The sequence below is a fragment of the Janthinobacterium sp. PAMC25594 genome (genome assembly GCF_019443505.1).
In the GTDB taxonomy this organism is placed as follows: Bacteria; Pseudomonadota; Gammaproteobacteria; order Burkholderiales; family Burkholderiaceae_D; genus Janthinobacterium.
This window is the reverse complement of record NZ_CP080377.1, coordinates 1,365,359-1,380,324: the sequence shown is the minus strand read 5'-3', so window position 1 is coordinate 1,380,324 and position 14,966 is coordinate 1,365,359. Positions and strand designations below refer to the sequence as shown.

The following is a 14,966-nucleotide window of genomic DNA, read 5'->3' as shown; positions in this document are numbered from 1 at the left end:
GCGACGATGCTGATCGATCACTATAACAAGGTGCGCCAGCACTCGCTGCGCCTGGCCGAACCGCTGTCCGACGAGGATTGCGGGGCCCAGTCGATGCCGGACGCCAGTCCCGTGAAATGGCATCTGGCGCATACCACCTGGTTTTTCGAAACGTTTATTTTGGAAAGCATGGAAGCGGCGTTCGCGCCGTTCCACCCCGCCTTCCGCGTGCTGTTCAATTCCTACTACAACGGCGTGGGCGAGAAGCATCCGCGCGCGCAGCGGGGCTTGCTGACGCGCCCCGGCATGGCGCAAGTGCGCGCTTATCGGGCCAACGTCGATGCGCGCATCGCCCGCCTGCTGGCGGGCGAGCTGGCGCGGCCCGAGCGCGAGCGCCTGACCATGCTGCTGGCGCTGGGCCTCGAACACGAGCAGCAGCACCAGGAGTTGCTGTTAACGGACGTCAAGCACCTGCTGGCGCAGAGCGCGCTGTTTCCCGCTTATCTGGACAACGCGCTGGACAACGCGCTGGACAGTGTTCCTGCGCCAGCGCAAGAACACGCACAGCCCACGGCCTGGCTCGCGTTTGACGGCGGCCTGGCGCAGATCGGCCATGCGGGCGATGGTTTTTGCTTCGACAATGAATTGCCGCGCCATCCGCAATACGTGGCGCCGTTCGAGCTGGCCACTGCGCTGGTGACGAATGGCGAATTTCTCGCCTTCATCGAGGCGGGCGGCTACCGCATGGCGCATTGGTGGCTGGCCGAAGGCTGGGACTGGGTGCGCAGCCAGCAGCTGGCGTGTCCGCTGTACTGGCAGCGCGATGACGCCGGGCACTGGCAGGAATTCACCTTGTTCGGGCTGCGCCCGCTCGATTTGCAGGCGCCGGCAGTGCACCTGTCGCTGTTCGAAGCGGACGCGTATGCGCACTGGGCGGGCGCGCGCCTGCCGACGGAAGCGGAATGGGAAGTGGCTGCGCAGGGCGTCGCCGTGCAAGTGGGCCAGCTGCATCCGGCCGCCGGTGCGCCGGGAGCGGGACTGCGGCAAATGTTCGGTCACTGCTGGCAGTGGACCAGCAGCAGTTATGCGCCGTATCCGGGCTACCGCACGGCGCCCGGGGCGCTCGGTGAATACAACGGCAAGTTCATGCTGAACCAGTATGTGCTGCGCGGCTCGTCCTGCGCCACGCCGGCCGGCCATGCGCGCGCCAGCTACCGCAATTTCTTCCCGGCTGGCGCGCGCTGGCAATTTACGGGCATCCGCCTGGCGCGCCAGGTGGAATAGCGGCCTTACTGCAAGCGCTGGACGGCGGGCGCGGCGGGGCGGGGCGGCGCCTTGGCGACGGCGTTTTGCTCCAGCTTGAACTGGCTGACGAGGGTTTCCAGTTCGCCTGCCTGTTCATGCATGGCTGCCGCCGCCGCGGCTGCTTCCTCGACCAGGGCCGCGTTTTGCTGCGTCGTCTGGTCCATCTGCATGATGGCGGCATTGATCTGCTCGATGCCTTCGCTTTGTTCGTGGTTGGCGACGCTGATTTCACCGACGATGGCGCTGACCCGGCCCACGCTGGCCACCACTTCACCCATCGTGGCGCCCGCCTGGCTGACCAGCTGCGTGCCCTGTCCCACGCGGTTGACGGAGTCGGCAATGAGTTCCTTGATTTCCTTGGCGGCGGCCGCCGAGCGCTGCGCCAGGTTGCGCACTTCGGTGGCCACTACGGCAAAGCCGCGTCCCTGTTCGCCGGCACGCGCCGCCTCGACCGCCGCGTTCAGGGCCAGGATATTCGTCTGGAAGGCGATGCCGTCGATGACGGCGATGATGTCGACGATCTTGCGCGAGGACGCATTGATGGCATCCATGGTGCCGATCACTTCCGCCATGGCCGTACCGCCGCGCTGGGCGATGGTGGATGCCGAGCGGGCCAGGCTGTCCGCCTGGCGCGCATTGTCGCTGTTGCTGCGCACGGTGCTCGTCAGTTCGATCATCGACGAGGCCGTTTCTTCCAGCGCGCTGGCCTGCGCTTCCGTGCGGGCCGACAGGTCGGCATTGCCGCTGGCAATCTGGCTCGACGCCACGGCGATGGTGCCCGTGCCGCCACGTACTTGCCCCACGATGCTGGCCAGGCTGGTATTCATGTCGCGCAGCGCCTGCAGCAGCTGGCCCGTTTCATCCTTGCCGTCGGCCACGATTTTACTGCTCAGGTCACCTGCGGCCACGGCTTGCGCCACGCGCAGGGCATACGCGATGGGCGTGGTGATCGAGCGCGTGACCCACCAGGCAAAGAGCACGCCCAGCAACAGGGCGGCCGTGCCCAGGCTGGCCATCAGCATATTGGCTGCTGTAATATTGTGCTGGATTTGCTGGCCGCCATGCACGACTACTGCGCGCTGGATTTCGTTCAGTTGGTTCACCGTCTTTTGCAGGCGGTTCAGGGCGGGCAGGGTATCGTCGCGCACATGCACGGCCGCTTCCGCGCGTTGTCCCGCCATCAGCAGCTTGTCGGCCTGGCTGAACGAGACGACATAGGCCTTGCGCTGCTGCTTCAGGGTAGCCAGCAGTTCCTTGCCTTCAGGTAGCACGATCAGACGGTCGAGGATGACCAGCGCATCGCTGATGGTGGCCTTGTTGGCATCGATTTCGCCGTGGATGGCGTTGGCGCGGGCCGGATCTTCATGGATGAACAGTTCCAGCACCAGCGCCGCGTTCGAACGCGTGGTGCTGCGGATGGTGGCGATGGCGTCGGCCTTGGCCCAGTCATTCTCGATGATGGACTCGCTGAGCCCACCAATTTTGTCCAGGCGCAACAATCCCGTGCCTACCAGCACTGCCATCAGCAGCAGCACCAAGCCAAAACCGGCGCCCAGGCGCACGCCTATCTTCATATCCGTCAATTTCATACTGATTCCCTCGGTAGCTGATAATTTGTCTCCGCTGGTCTTATTATGAAACGATTATACGGTGCGTGATACTTCTTTTGCAGCAACAATTGCCTCGGAGAAATGAAAAAGCGGCACGGCGATCAAGCCGTACCGCTTTTTCTCCCTATGAGGGGTGCCCGGGTCGTGCTCAGGCGGCGCTGGCCGCCACGTCGGCCGCTGTTGTTTTTTCAGCTTCCGTCTGTCCGATGCGGCGGTTCACTGCCGACAGCACGGCCTTGAACGAGGCGGTGACGATATTGCTGTCGATGGCGGCGCCGAACAGGGTCGGGCCATTATCGAGGCGCAATTCCACGTAGCACGCCGCTTGCGCGTTGGCACCCGAGCCGATCGAGTGTTCATGGTAATCCATCAGCTTGATATCGAGACCGAGCGCATTGACGAAGGCATCGATGGGGCCGTTGCCGCCGCCTTGCAGGGCCAATGGCGTCTGGCGGTGCGACAGGCTGATGTCGATCTGCACGGATTCATCGCTGCTGGTGTCTTCCACCATGCGGTGCGCAGCGTAGGCGTACGGTGCCGTCTGCTGCAGGTATTCCTTCTGGAAGATTTCATGGATATCCTGCGCGGCGATTTCGCGGCCCGTGGCGTCGGCCACGGCTTGCACGGCGCGCGAGAATTCGATCTGCAGGCGGCGCGGCAAGACCAGGCCATATTCCTGTTCCAGCAAATACGCCATGCCGCCCTTGCCGGACTGGCTGTTGACGCGGATCACGGCATCGTAGCTGCGGCCCAGGTCGGCCGGGTCGATCGGCAAGTACGGCACTTCCCAGATGCTGTCCGGTTGTTGCTTGGCAAAACCTTTCTTGATCGCATCCTGGTGCGAGCCGGAAAACGCCGTGAAGACCAGGTCGCCCGCATATGGGTGGCGCGGGTGGACGGGCAACTGGTTGCACTCTTCCACGCACTTGCGCACGGTATCGATGTCGGAGAAGTCCAGGCCCGGATGCACGCCTTGCGTGTACAAATTCATCGCCAAAGTGACGAGGTCGACGTTGCCCGTGCGCTCGCCATTGCCGAACAAGCAGCCTTCCACGCGGTCGGCGCCCGCCATCACGGCCAGCTCGGCCGACGCGACGGCCGTGCCGCGGTCGTTATGCGGGTGCACGCTGATGATGATGGAATCGCGGCGCGCCAGTTTGCGCGACATCCATTCGATCTGGTCCGCATACACGTTGGGCGTGCTGCATTCCACGGTCGACGGCAGGTTGATGATCATCTTGTTGGCGGGCGTCGGCTTCCAGATGGCGCTGACGGCGTCGCAGATATGCTTGGAGAAATCGAGTTCCGTGGTGGAAAACGATTCCGGCGTGTATTCAAAGCCCCATTCCGTTTCCGGATGCTGGGCCACCAGCTGTTTCACGAGGGTGGTGCCGGTGGTGGCGATATTCGTGATTTCCTCGCGCGACATGCCGAACACGACCTTGCGGAACACGGGCGCCACGGAGTTGTACAGGTGCACGATGGCGCGCTTGGCGCCGACGACCGATTCCACCGTGCGGCGGATCAATTCTTCACGCGACTGCGTCAGCACGATGATGGTGACGTCGTCCGGGATGCGCTTTTCATCCACGAGTTTACGCACGAAGTCGAAATCCGTCTGCGATGCCGATGGGAAACCCACTTCGATTTCCTTCAGGCCGATGGCGATCAGCATCTCGAAGAACCGCAGCTTCTTTTCCGCGCTCATCGGCTCGATCAAGGACTGGTTACCGTCGCGCAAGTCGGTGCTCATCCAGATAGGCGGTTTGCTGATGATCTGGTTCGGCCATTGACGGTCGGTCAATTTGACGGGAGGAAAGGCGCGGTATTTGGAAGCTGGATTTTGCAACATCATGATCGGGTACTCCTGAATATAGGGGGAAATCAATGGTTGTGGCGCAAGCTTGCCGGGCGGCCACGCAACACTAGGCCAGGCAAGCGGTCGGTAGTTTTAGCAGGCAAAGCAGGGCAACGGCGCCAGCGGTGGCGGTCGCGTCAGAAGTTACGGGTGTAGCGGGGGATGGTGCAAACATCATCAAACCTTCCAGGGTTTTTGAAACACGCCGGCGTGTGGCCAGGCGAAGCAATGCGGCAAACTTATGCGCGTGCTAGCAGTAGTCGCGATAGCGACAGCAGGGAAGGGGAGGAATGTTTGAAGGAGGACATGCACTTAATGTAAGGGATGTCGGGCGGGGCTGTCAAGCATATTTCGCCAGGGAACGATGCTGCTGCCATGCCGCAGCTCGACTTATTGTTCCTGCGCAACTTACTTTTCTATCATTATTGAATAATGCAGTTTCCGTCTCGGGATAAAGGAGCGGCACGTGGCCAAAAATTTCCTGCTGCTCGTCATAGCTATCCTCATTGCAAAGATAGCTCTATCGTCCTGTGCTGTGCACCCGGCAGCAGTTGCCGATGACGATAAACGCAACGCGCTTGATGCAGGAGCGCCATTTATAGCTCAAGTGGTGGGAGTGCAGTGGCTCAATCCCCTGCAACGCCAGGATTATCCAACCGAATGGCAACTGCTATGGACCCTTGGGAAAGTGCGGCCGAATAAAAAAGACGACATGTTGGAACAATACCCTGCCATTTTTTCTGAGGTCAGATCTGTGTCTGGCATAGCTTCATCAAATGATGGTAAAGGTACTTTTTTTAATTTCCATGGGAAATATTTGTTTGAAATGATAGGTAATTTTCACGGTGTATATTTCTCCAACCCCACCTATTTTTATAACGCCCACGACTTCAAACACAAAAAAGGCTGGAATGAATTGGCGGGTATCCATGTCGAATACGCGGTGCCTGCAGAACGGTTTGATCCCACCCAGGCTGGCGATGTCCTGCGCGAGGAGATCATCGATACCTTTTCCATCGGAAATCCGAACTTCCCCAAATCCTGGACCAAATCCACACCGCCCGACGTGCGTGTGACGGCCGGCGGCGCGAATGCCGGGTTTATCTCCCTGGCCGCCGCCCTCGATTATCTGCAGGCGCATCCGAAGGAAACGGTCTGGGTGATGAGCTGGGATGCGCCCAGTTTTCCCAAGGATGAGCAGATCAATGAAAACATGGTCTTGCTGGTACTGGCCGGTCCCCATTACAAGACGGAGCGCGATGCGCTGGCGTGGATAGGCTATCCGGCCACGCAGCAGGTCAGCGCCTTTGCAGCGCAGAATGGCTTGCCGCCGCCCACGGTGCAGGCGTGGCAGGCGACGCTGGCGCAGGCAGCAGGCAATGGGCGCAAGAGCGAGGTAGAGATCGGCTATGTAATCCACGATGCGAACAACACCCGGCCGGCGTCGCCTGACCGTATCGCCTACCTGGCGCAGACCTTGACGACCGAGCTGCCGGCCTTCGATTTCCTCCAGCAGACCTTCAATACGCCAGCCTTGCTGGGTGAAATGGGCGCTGCCACGGCCTTGACCAACGTGGCGCTGGGCATCGCGCAGGCGAATCACTTTGGCCAGAACGTGCTGGTGGCGGGCACCAGCGACGCCGGCCAGACGACGGGCGTGCTGATCTTGCCGCCGGCCAAGGTGCGGCCGATTGACCCCGTGAAACCGTGGTTCCGCGCGCGCGGCGGCGGCAATGCCTATCTGATGTGGTGGGGCATCCGGCATGCCTGGGCCACGCTGGATGCGGGGCAGTTCAATGAGCAGGGATATTCGAAATAGACAATGTCGCAGGCTCAGGCATAGCGCACCTGCGCTGCCTGGGCCGGCATGTCCTGTGCCATGCGCGCCAGGATGCGCTGCAGCATGGCCGCATCGGCGGGCAGGCGCGTGGCGAAGGCTGGCCAGCCGCGCAGTTCCAGCTGTTGCGGCATGTCCACCAGGCCCGTGATGGCATCGTGGAAGGCATCCCAGTTCATGCCGTAGATGGTGGGGAAGTTCAGCGCGGCCGCCAGGCTGGCATGCAACTGGCGTGAGGAATTGATATCGCTCAAGTCGATTATCACCAGGGTTTGCCTGTTCACAGTATGCCCTTGAGCAAGTTCTGCAGGTTTTCGCGCATGCCACCGACCACTGCCTCGTGCTGTTCCAGGATGGCGGATGCATCCTTGAACGGTGCCGGGTCGAGGTACAGGCGCGGCAGGTCGGCCACGGCCACGCCGCGTGGACCGCCGCGCAGGATCTCGTCCACATGCTTGTTGATCGAGTGGATGGCAGCCTGGATGCGCGGCGTGGAAGATGCCGCCAGGCAGGCGGCCAGCGCGGCGCCGAGTGCGGCGCGCGCGGGCGCCTGCGGCAGCACGGGCGCGGCGATCTGTTCCAGTGGCGACATGTTGACGGCCGGCTTGCGATACGCGCATAGGGTATCGAGCGCCATCAGCCGGTGCACGCCGCCGCGCTGCAGCCAATCGAGGATGCGCGGCCAAGGCGTGCCCAGCAGTGCCGCCGCCACGCCCCATTGTCCCGCCACGGGCGAGCCGATATTCGCGTCGATCCAGTCCAAGGCGGCCGGGTTGCCCGTGTAGGCCAGCAGGATGGCGTTCGACGAGCGCAGCGCGGGCGCCTGCGTGACCAGCACGCAAGTCAGCCAGGCGAGGGCGCCGTCGGGCGGATCGTTGGATAACTGTTGTGCAAATGGGGCGCCCAAGGCGCGGCTGTCGGCAAATTGCAAATCGTCGGACATGTTTGATTGAGAGTAAAGAGCAGGCGCCAGTCTAGCAGTGGGGCAGGGGCGCACGAACCTTGTCACCATAAACATTTAAGACTGCCTTCAGTGCCAGCGGCCCCGCTTGCGCTACAATCAGCTCTCCTTTGTTGCCACTGCCGCGCGCGGTTCTCACTTTCCACCATGTTCCCTAAACGCCTGACCCTGCTTGCCCTGGCCGCCTTTGCGCTGGCCGGGTGCGATACCACCGCCCCGAAGCCCGTACAAGTATTGACGCCACCGGAACCCATCGTCGTCACGCCGCGCAAGATCAAGATCGGCCTGGCGCTGGGCGGTGGCGCGGCGCGCGGCTTCGCGCACATTGGCGTGATCAAGGCGCTCGAATCGCAGGGCATCCACGCCGACATCGTCACCGGCACCAGTGCCGGCAGCGTGGTGGGCGCCCTGTATGCGGCGGGCAACTCCGGCTTCGCGCTGCAAAAAATGGCCTTCGACATGGACGAAGCGGCCATTTCGGACTGGGCCTTGCCCCTGTTCGGCAAGTCGTCCGGCGTGCTGAAAGGCGAAGCGCTGCAAAGCTATGTCAACAAGGCCGTCGGCGGCGTGCCGCTGGAAAAGCTGAAAATTCCGTTTGGCGTGGTAGCGACCGATCTGAAAAATGGCCAGCCGATCCTGTTTCAACGCGGCAACACCGGCATGGCCGTGCGCGCCTCGTCGGCCGTGCCGGGCGTGTTCCAGCCCGTGACGATCGCCGGCCACACCTATGTTGATGGCGGCCTCGTCGCTCCCGTGCCCGTGCGTTTTGCGCGCGACATGGGCGCCGATTTCATCATCGCCGTGAATATCTCGTCGCAAACGGATACGCAAAAGGCCATCAGTTCGATGGAGGTGCTGATGCAGACGTTCGCCATCATGGGCCAGCGCATCAACCAGTTCGAATTGAAAGATGCGGACGTGGTGATCCAGCCCAGCCTGGGCACCATGAAGGGCAACGATTTCAACAGCCGCAACCAGGCCATCCTGGCGGGCGAGCAGGCGACGTTTGCCGTCATGGCGCAGCTCAAGCAAAAGCTGAAAGCCAAGCGCGAGCAGTAAGCGATCATTATGCGATCGCGCCGCTGCGCATTTCGTATACAATTTTGATTCAACATAACAAGGATGCACCATGCAATCGAAACCGATTTTGACCCTGGACGACGTAAAGAAAATCGCTGCCGCCGCCGAAGCGGAAGCGGTCAAGAATAACTGGGCGGTCGCGATCGCCATCGTCGATGACGGCGGCCACCTGCTGTGGCTGCAGCGCATGGATGGCGTGGCGCCGATCTCGTCGCACATCGCCCCATCGAAAGCCAAGACGGCCGCGCTGGGCCGCCGCGAATCGCGCATCTATGAAGAGATGATCAATGGCGGCCGCGTATCGTTCCTGAGCGCGCCGGAAATCGACGGCTTGCTCGAAGGCGGCGTGCCCATCGTGTTTGACGGCCACTACGTGGGCGCCGTCGGCGTCTCGGGCGTGAAGTCGGCCGAAGATGCGCAAATCGCCAAAGCAGGTATTGCCGCTTTGACGGCCTAAGTAGTCGCCGCAGTTGCAGAAGCAGCCGTCCCGCGCAAGCCGGGCGGCTTTTTTCATGGGGCGCAGGATTTATGCTGCTGCGCAAAAAAATGCCGGGCCTTCTGTATTTTCTTCCTTGTGGAAAAGCTTCCTTTTGGTTATAATTCAAAGGTTTAGCCAATCACACATATACCGTAGCGACTACCCATCCCCTCATTCAAAATGACCGTTGAAACACCCTGAGTGCATCTGGCTCGGGTATCTAGGCGGTCGGTCTGACGTGGCGCAGCTACGGTAACTTTATCAGGAGTTGCCCTTGCCGCCATTTTTTTCTGGCCCTGCCGTTCCAGCCATATTAGCGCTTGCTGATGGAACGATCTTTAAAGGTTTTTCGATCGGTGCCGCCGGTCATACCACGGGCGAGGTTGTTTTCAACACCTCGATGACCGGGTATCAGGAAATCCTTACCGACCCAAGCTATTGTCGCCAGATGGTCACCCTGACCTATCCGCATATCGGCAATACGGGCGTCAACCCGGAAGACGTCGAATCTTCCAAGGTTCACGCCGCTGGCCTCATCATCCGTGATCTGCCATTGCTGGCATCCAATTTCCGTTCCACGCTCTCCCTGTCCGACTACCTGAAAGCTGAAAATATCGTCGCCATCGCCGGCATCGATACACGCAAGCTCACGCGCATCCTGCGTGAAAAAGGTGCGCAGGGCGGCGCCATCCTGGTCGGTACGCAAGGCAATGAGCCATCCGCCGCGCAAGCGCTGGAACTGGCCCGTTCCTTCCCCGGCCTGGCCGGCATGGACCTGGCCAAGGTGGTATCGAGCAAGGCTGCCTACGAGTACCGCGAAACGGAATGGACCCTGGGCGAAGGCTATGGCCAGCTGGCTGACGCGGACGCGAAATACCACGTGGTCGCCTTCGACTACGGCGTCAAGCGCAACATCCTGCGCATGCTGACGGCGCGCGGCTGCAAAGTCACCGTGCTGCCCGCGCAAGCGACGGCGGCCGACGCCCTGGCACTGAATCCGGACGGCATCTTCCTGTCGAACGGTCCCGGCGACCCGGAACCGTGCGACTACGCGATTGCCGCGACCAAGGAGCTGATCGAGAAGGGCATCCCGACCTTCGGCATCTGCCTCGGCCACCAGATCATGGCTTTGGCTTCCGGTGCGAAAACGCTGAAGATGAAGTTCGGCCACCACGGCGCGAACCACCCGGTGCAAGATCTGGAAACGAAACAGGTCTTGATTACCTCGCAAAACCACGGTTTCGCAGTCGACGCGGCAACTCTGCCCGCGAATTGCCGCGTGACCCATGAATCGCTGTTCGACGGCTCCCTGCAGGGCTTTGCCCGCACGGACAAGCCGGCCTTCTGCTTCCAGGGCCACCCTGAAGCGTCGCCGGGCCCGATGGATGTTGCTTACCTGTTTGACCGCTTCATCAACTTGATGGCTGCGGAGGAGAAAAAGAAAAATGCCTAAACGTTTAGATATCAAAAGTATTCTGATTATTGGCGCTGGCCCGATCGTGATCGGCCAGGCCTGCGAATTCGATTATTCCGGCGCGCAAGCGTGCAAGGCCCTGCGCGAAGAGGGCTACAAAGTCATCCTGGTCAACAGTAACCCCGCGACCATCATGACGGACCCGGAAATGGCCGACGTGACGTACATCGAACCGATCACCTGGTCGGTGGTTGAACGCATCATCGCCAAGGAGCGTCCTGACGCGATCCTGCCGACGATGGGTGGCCAGACGGCGCTGAACTGCGCGCTGGATCTGTTCAACAACGGCGTGCTGGCAAAATACAACGTCGAGCTGATCGGCGCGTCGCCGGAAGCCATCGACAAGGCGGAAGACCGTTCCAAGTTCAAGGACGCGATGACCAAGATCGGCCTCGGTTCGGCCCGTTCCGGCGTGGCGCACTCGATGGAAGAATCGTGGGCCGTGCAGCGCACCCTGGGCTTCCCGACCATCATCCGTCCATCGTTCACCATGGGCGGTTCCGGCGGCGGCATCGCCTACAACGAAGAAGAATTCGAAACCATCTGCAAGCGCGGCCTGGAAGCATCGCCGACCAAGGAATTGCTGATCGAAGAATCGTTGCTGGGCTGGAAAGAGTACGAGATGGAAGTGGTGCGCGACAAGGCGGACAACTGCATCATCATCTGCTCGATCGAAAACCTCGACCCGATGGGCGTGCACACGGGCGACTCCATCACGGTGGCGCCGGCGCAAACCCTGACGGACAAGGAATACCAGATCATGCGCAATGCCAGTCTGGCAGTGCTGCGCGAGATCGGCGTCGACACCGGTGGCTCGAACGTGCAATTCTCGATCAACCCCGTCGATGGCCGCATGATCGTCATCGAGATGAACCCGCGCGTGTCGCGTTCGTCGGCGCTGGCATCGAAAGCGACGGGTTTCCCGATCGCAAAAATTGCCGCCAAGCTGGCCGTCGGTTACACCCTGGACGAGCTGCGCAATGAAATCACGGGCGGCGCCACGCCGGCTTCGTTCGAGCCGTCGATCGATTACGTCGTCACGAAGATTCCCCGTTTCACGTTCGAGAAGTTCCCGACCGCCGACCACCACCTGACGACGCAGATGAAATCCGTCGGCGAAGTGATGGCGATTGGCCGTACCTTCCAGGAATCGTTCCAGAAAGCCTTGCGTGGCCTGGAAGTGGGCGTCGACGGCATGAACGAGAAAACCAAGGACCGCGAAAAGATCGAAGAGGAACTGGGCGAGCCTGGTCCTGAGCGCATCTGGTACGTGGGCGATGCGTTTGCCCAAGGTTTTACTCTGGAAGAAGTGCACAATCTCACCAAGATCGACCCATGGTTCCTGATCCAGATCAAGGAAATCGTCGACCTGGAACTGTGGCTCGATACGCAGAAGCTGGACAACCTGGACAAGAACACCCTGTACAAGTTGAAACAGAAGGGCTTCTCGGACCGCCGCCTGGGCTTTTTGTTGCAGACGACCGACACGGCCGTGCGCCTGCAGCGCCATGCGCTGGGCATCCGTCCCGTCTACAAGCGCGTCGATACCTGCGCGGCCGAGTTCTCGACCGACACGGCGTACATGTATTCCACGTACGACGAAGAGTGCGAATCGAATCCGACCGACAAGAAAAAGATCATGGTGCTGGGCGGTGGCCCGAACCGTATCGGCCAGGGTATCGAGTTTGACTATTGCTGCGTCCACGCTGCCCTCGCCATGCGCGAAGACGGCTACGAAACCATCATGGTCAATTGCAATCCAGAAACGGTTTCGACCGACTACGATACTTCGGACCGTCTGTACTTCGAATCGCTGACGCTGGAAGACGTGCTGGAAATCGTCGCCATCGAAAAACCGGTTGGCGTGATCGTGCAGTACGGCGGCCAGACACCATTAAAACTGGCGCTGGACCTGGAAGCGAATGGCGTGCCGATCATCGGCACCTCGCCCGACATGATCGATGCGGCCGAAGACCGCGAGCGTTTCCAGCAACTGCTGCACAAGCTGGAACTGCGCCAGCCGCCTAACCGCACCGCGCGCACGGAAGCTGACGCCCTGGCGCTGGCGCAGGAAATCGGCTACCCGCTGGTCGTGCGTCCATCGTACGTGCTGGGCGGCCGCGCCATGGAAATCGTCCATGAGCAACGCGACCTGGAACGCTACATGCGTGAAGCCGTCAAGGTTTCGCACGATTCGCCGGTGCTGCTGGACCGCTTCCTGAACGACGCCATCGAGTGCGACGTCGATTGCATCTCCGACGGCGAAACGACGTTCATCGGCGGCGTGATGGAACACATCGAACAGGCTGGCGTGCACTCGGGCGACTCGGCTTGCTCCTTGCCACCGTATTCGCTGTCACAAGAAACCATTGATGAACTGAAACGCCAGACGGCGCTGATGGCCAAGGGTTTGAACGTGGTCGGCCTGATGAACGTGCAGTTCGCCATCCAGAAGCAAGAGATCGATGGCGAAATGAAAGATGTCGTCTTCGTGCTGGAAGTCAACCCGCGCGCGTCGCGCACCGTGCCTTTCGTGTCGAAAGCCACCGGCTTGCAACTGGCGAAGATCGCCGCGCGCTGCATGGTCGGCCAGTCGCTGGCGTCGCAAGGCATCACGCAGGAAGTCGTGCCGCCATACTTCAGCGTCAAGGAAGCCGTGTTCCCGTTCGTCAAGTTCCCGGGCGTGGACACCATCCTCGGCCCTGAAATGAAATCGACGGGCGAAGTCATGGGCGTGGGCCTGACGTTCGGCGAAGCGTTTGTGAAATCGCAACTGGGCGCCGGCGTGAACCTGCCAAAATCGGGCAAGGTCTTCATCAGCGTGAAAGCGTCGGACAAGCCGCGCGCCGTGCAAGTGGCGCGTGACCTGGTCGAGTCCGGCTTCACCGTGGTCGCCACCAAGGGCACCGCCGCCGTGATCGCTGCTGCCGGCATCGCCGTCACGCCAGTGAACAAGGTGATCGAAGGCCGTCCGCACGTGGTCGACATGATCAAGAACCATGAAATCGTGCTGGTGATCAACACCGTGGAAGAAAAACGCAGCGCCATCGTCGATTCGCGGGCCATCCGCACCTCGGCCCTGGCGTCGCGCGTGACGACCTACACCACCATCGCGGGCGCGGAAGCGGCCGTCGAAGGCATCCGTCACCTGGATGAGTTGCGTGTGTACGATTTGCAAGGTCTGCACAAGACCTTGAACTAAGTGCGTTTGCAGTGACCGCCGTTAGGCGGTACACTGCATGCTTATCAACCACAGAGTTCCGTGCAGAGCAGCGCGCGGCCTCTGTGGTTTTCACTTGGTAAGTCCGTTATCCGTGGCAAAACACGGACGATGGCACCGATAACCAGCAGATAGTAGAGATAACATGACCTCAGTCCCATTGACCAAATACGGCGCAGAACTTCTGAAGGAAGAACTGCATCATTTGAAGACCAAGGAACGCCGCATCGTCATCGATGCGATCGCCGAAGCGCGTTCGCACGGAGATTTGTCGGAAAACGCCGAATACGATGCCGCCAAGGAACGCCAGGCCTTCGTCGAAGGCCGCATCGCCGAGCTCGAAGGCAAGCTGGGCGCAGCGCAAATCATCGACCCGACCGCGCTCGACGCGGAAGGCCGCGTGGTGTTTGCCTCGACCGTGAACCTGGAAGACCTGGAATCGGGCCAGAAAGTCACGTACCAGATCGTCGGCCTCGATGAAGCCGACCTGAAAAAGAACAAAGTCTCCGTGACGTCCCCGATCGCCCGCGCGCTGATCGGCAAGTACGCCGGCGACGTGGTGGAAGTGCAGGCGCCGTCCGGCCCGCGCGAATACGAAATCCTGGAAGTACAGTACATCTGATGCTCGCCCGCGTGCGCTTCCTCGTTGCCACCCTGTGGGCCGGCAGCCTGTGGACCATCGGCTTCATCGTGGCGCCCACCTTGTTCGGTACCTTGAGCGACCGTGTGCTGGTGGGCAATATCGCCGGCAGCATGTTCCGCGCCGAGGCCTGGCTGTCGATCGCCTGCGCGCTGATTCTGCTGGCCTTGCTGCAGTGGGGCGCTGGCGCGCTGGAGCTCAAGCGCCGCCGCCTGCTGGGGGCGCTGGTGCTGTCCATGCTGGTGTGCGCGCTGCTCAGCCACTTCGGCATTTCGCCGCTGATGGCCGAGCTCAAGGCGCAAGCGCCTTCGGGCATCATGGACGAGGCCATGCGCAGCCGCTTCGGTATGCTGCATGGCGTGTCGACCCTGATCTTTGCCGTGCAGAGCTTGCTGGCGGGCGTATTGATCTGGAAACAGCAGTAATCGTCTGTGGTGTTGTCGGATTACGCGCTGTGCGCTAATCCGACCTACATGGCAACACGTAGGTCGGATTAGCGAGGCCGCAGGCCACGCGTAATCCGA

The 14,966-nt window shown here is 61.1% G+C and carries 12 protein-coding genes; 8 read left to right on the top strand and 4 right to left on the bottom strand.

The window, feature by feature from the left end; translation table 11 throughout:
* Positions 1 to 6 precede the first annotated feature (6 nt).
* Entirely contained in the window at positions 7 to 1,263 is a 1,257-nt protein-coding gene (gene egtB, locus KY494_RS06030) for an ergothioneine biosynthesis protein EgtB (protein WP_219890269.1), read from the top strand.
* Between the two features lie 5 nt (positions 1,264 to 1,268).
* Here egtB and KY494_RS06025 read toward each other — a convergent pair whose 3' ends face one another.
* Both KY494_RS06025 and leuA read right to left on the bottom strand, forming a co-directional pair.
* Positions 1,269 to 2,873 (bottom strand): methyl-accepting chemotaxis protein, encoded by a 1,605-nt coding sequence (locus KY494_RS06025; protein ID WP_219890268.1) that lies wholly within the window; start codon positions 2,871 to 2,873, stop codon positions 1,269 to 1,271.
* A 169-nt stretch (positions 2,874 to 3,042) separates the two neighbouring features.
* Entirely contained in the window at positions 3,043 to 4,749 is a 1,707-nt protein-coding gene (gene leuA / locus KY494_RS06020; RefSeq protein WP_219890267.1) for a 2-isopropylmalate synthase, read from the bottom strand.
* A 469-nt stretch (positions 4,750 to 5,218) separates the two neighbouring features.
* On the opposite strand from leuA, the gene KY494_RS06015 reads away from it, so the two are divergent.
* Complete coding sequence (locus KY494_RS06015) at positions 5,219 to 6,571, top strand: virulence factor (RefSeq protein ID WP_258194694.1); 1,353 nt, start codon at positions 5,219 to 5,221, stop codon at positions 6,569 to 6,571.
* Between the two features lie 14 nt (positions 6,572 to 6,585).
* Here the strand turns inward: KY494_RS06015 and KY494_RS06010 are convergent, their stop codons facing one another.
* Both KY494_RS06010 and KY494_RS06005 read right to left on the bottom strand, forming a co-directional pair.
* Positions 6,586 to 6,855 carry a barstar family protein gene (locus tag KY494_RS06010; RefSeq protein WP_258194693.1) on the bottom strand — a complete coding sequence of 90 codons (270 nt, stop codon included), beginning with the start codon at positions 6,853 to 6,855 and terminating at the stop codon, positions 6,586 to 6,588.
* Between the two features lie 14 nt (positions 6,856 to 6,869).
* The gene (locus tag KY494_RS06005; RefSeq protein ID WP_219890265.1) at positions 6,870 to 7,532 is read right to left on the bottom strand and encodes a hypothetical protein; all 663 of its coding nucleotides are present in this window, start codon (positions 7,530 to 7,532) and stop codon (positions 6,870 to 6,872) included.
* 165 nt (positions 7,533 to 7,697) lie between these two features.
* Between KY494_RS06005 and KY494_RS06000 the strand changes: the two genes are divergently transcribed.
* The 6 genes from KY494_RS06000 (at position 7,698) to KY494_RS05975 (ending at position 14,867) form a co-directional block, all read left to right on the top strand.
* On the top strand, positions 7,698 to 8,609 hold the full coding sequence (locus KY494_RS06000; protein WP_219890264.1) for a patatin-like phospholipase family protein: 912 nt from the start codon (positions 7,698 to 7,700) through the stop codon (positions 8,607 to 8,609).
* Positions 8,610 to 8,679: 70 nt separating this feature from the next.
* Complete coding sequence (locus tag KY494_RS05995) at positions 8,680 to 9,087, top strand: heme-binding protein (protein WP_102123312.1); 408 nt, start codon at positions 8,680 to 8,682, stop codon at positions 9,085 to 9,087.
* A gap of 295 nt (positions 9,088 to 9,382) precedes the next feature.
* The gene (carA, locus tag KY494_RS05990) at positions 9,383 to 10,561 is read left to right on the top strand and encodes a glutamine-hydrolyzing carbamoyl-phosphate synthase small subunit (RefSeq protein WP_219136279.1); all 1,179 of its coding nucleotides are present in this window, start codon (positions 9,383 to 9,385) and stop codon (positions 10,559 to 10,561) included.
* Positions 10,554 to 13,784 carry a carbamoyl-phosphate synthase large subunit gene (gene carB, locus KY494_RS05985; RefSeq protein WP_219136278.1) on the top strand — a complete coding sequence of 1,077 codons (3,231 nt, stop codon included), beginning with the start codon at positions 10,554 to 10,556 and terminating at the stop codon, positions 13,782 to 13,784. Before carA ends, carB begins: the two co-directional genes overlap by 8 nt.
* A 163-nt stretch (positions 13,785 to 13,947) precedes the next feature.
* Complete coding sequence (gene greA, locus KY494_RS05980) at positions 13,948 to 14,424, top strand: transcription elongation factor GreA (protein ID WP_071077944.1); 477 nt, start codon at positions 13,948 to 13,950, stop codon at positions 14,422 to 14,424.
* Positions 14,424 to 14,867: a DUF4149 domain-containing protein gene (locus KY494_RS05975; RefSeq protein ID WP_219890263.1), complete on the top strand. Its 444-nt coding sequence runs from the start codon at positions 14,424 to 14,426 to the stop codon at positions 14,865 to 14,867. The genes greA and KY494_RS05975 overlap by 1 nt, the downstream gene beginning before the upstream one ends.
* Positions 14,868 to 14,966: the final 99 nt, after the last annotated feature.

What these genes read in the sequence shown, in the direction of transcription:
- carB (WP_219136278.1), top strand. Translation starts at nt 10,554, where the DNA reads ATGCCTAAACGTTTAGATATCAAAAGTATTCTGATTATTGGCGCTGGC.
- greA (WP_071077944.1), top strand. Translation starts at nt 13,948, where the DNA reads ATGACCTCAGTCCCATTGACCAAATACGGCGCAGAACTTCTGAAGGAA.
- KY494_RS06000 (WP_219890264.1), top strand. Translation starts at nt 7,698, where the DNA reads ATGTTCCCTAAACGCCTGACCCTGCTTGCCCTGGCCGCCTTTGCGCTG.
- egtB (WP_219890269.1), top strand. Translation starts at nt 7, where the DNA reads ATGCTGATCGATCACTATAACAAGGTGCGCCAGCACTCGCTGCGCCTG.
- leuA (WP_219890267.1), bottom strand. Translation starts at nt 4,749, where the DNA reads ATGATGTTGCAAAATCCAGCTTCCAAATACCGCGCCTTTCCTCCCGTC.
- KY494_RS06005 (WP_219890265.1), bottom strand. Translation starts at nt 7,532, where the DNA reads ATGTCCGACGATTTGCAATTTGCCGACAGCCGCGCCTTGGGCGCCCCA.
- KY494_RS05975 (WP_219890263.1), top strand. Translation starts at nt 14,424, where the DNA reads ATGCTCGCCCGCGTGCGCTTCCTCGTTGCCACCCTGTGGGCCGGCAGC.
- KY494_RS05995 (WP_102123312.1), top strand. Translation starts at nt 8,680, where the DNA reads ATGCAATCGAAACCGATTTTGACCCTGGACGACGTAAAGAAAATCGCT.
- KY494_RS06025 (WP_219890268.1), bottom strand. Translation starts at nt 2,873, where the DNA reads ATGAAATTGACGGATATGAAGATAGGCGTGCGCCTGGGCGCCGGTTTT.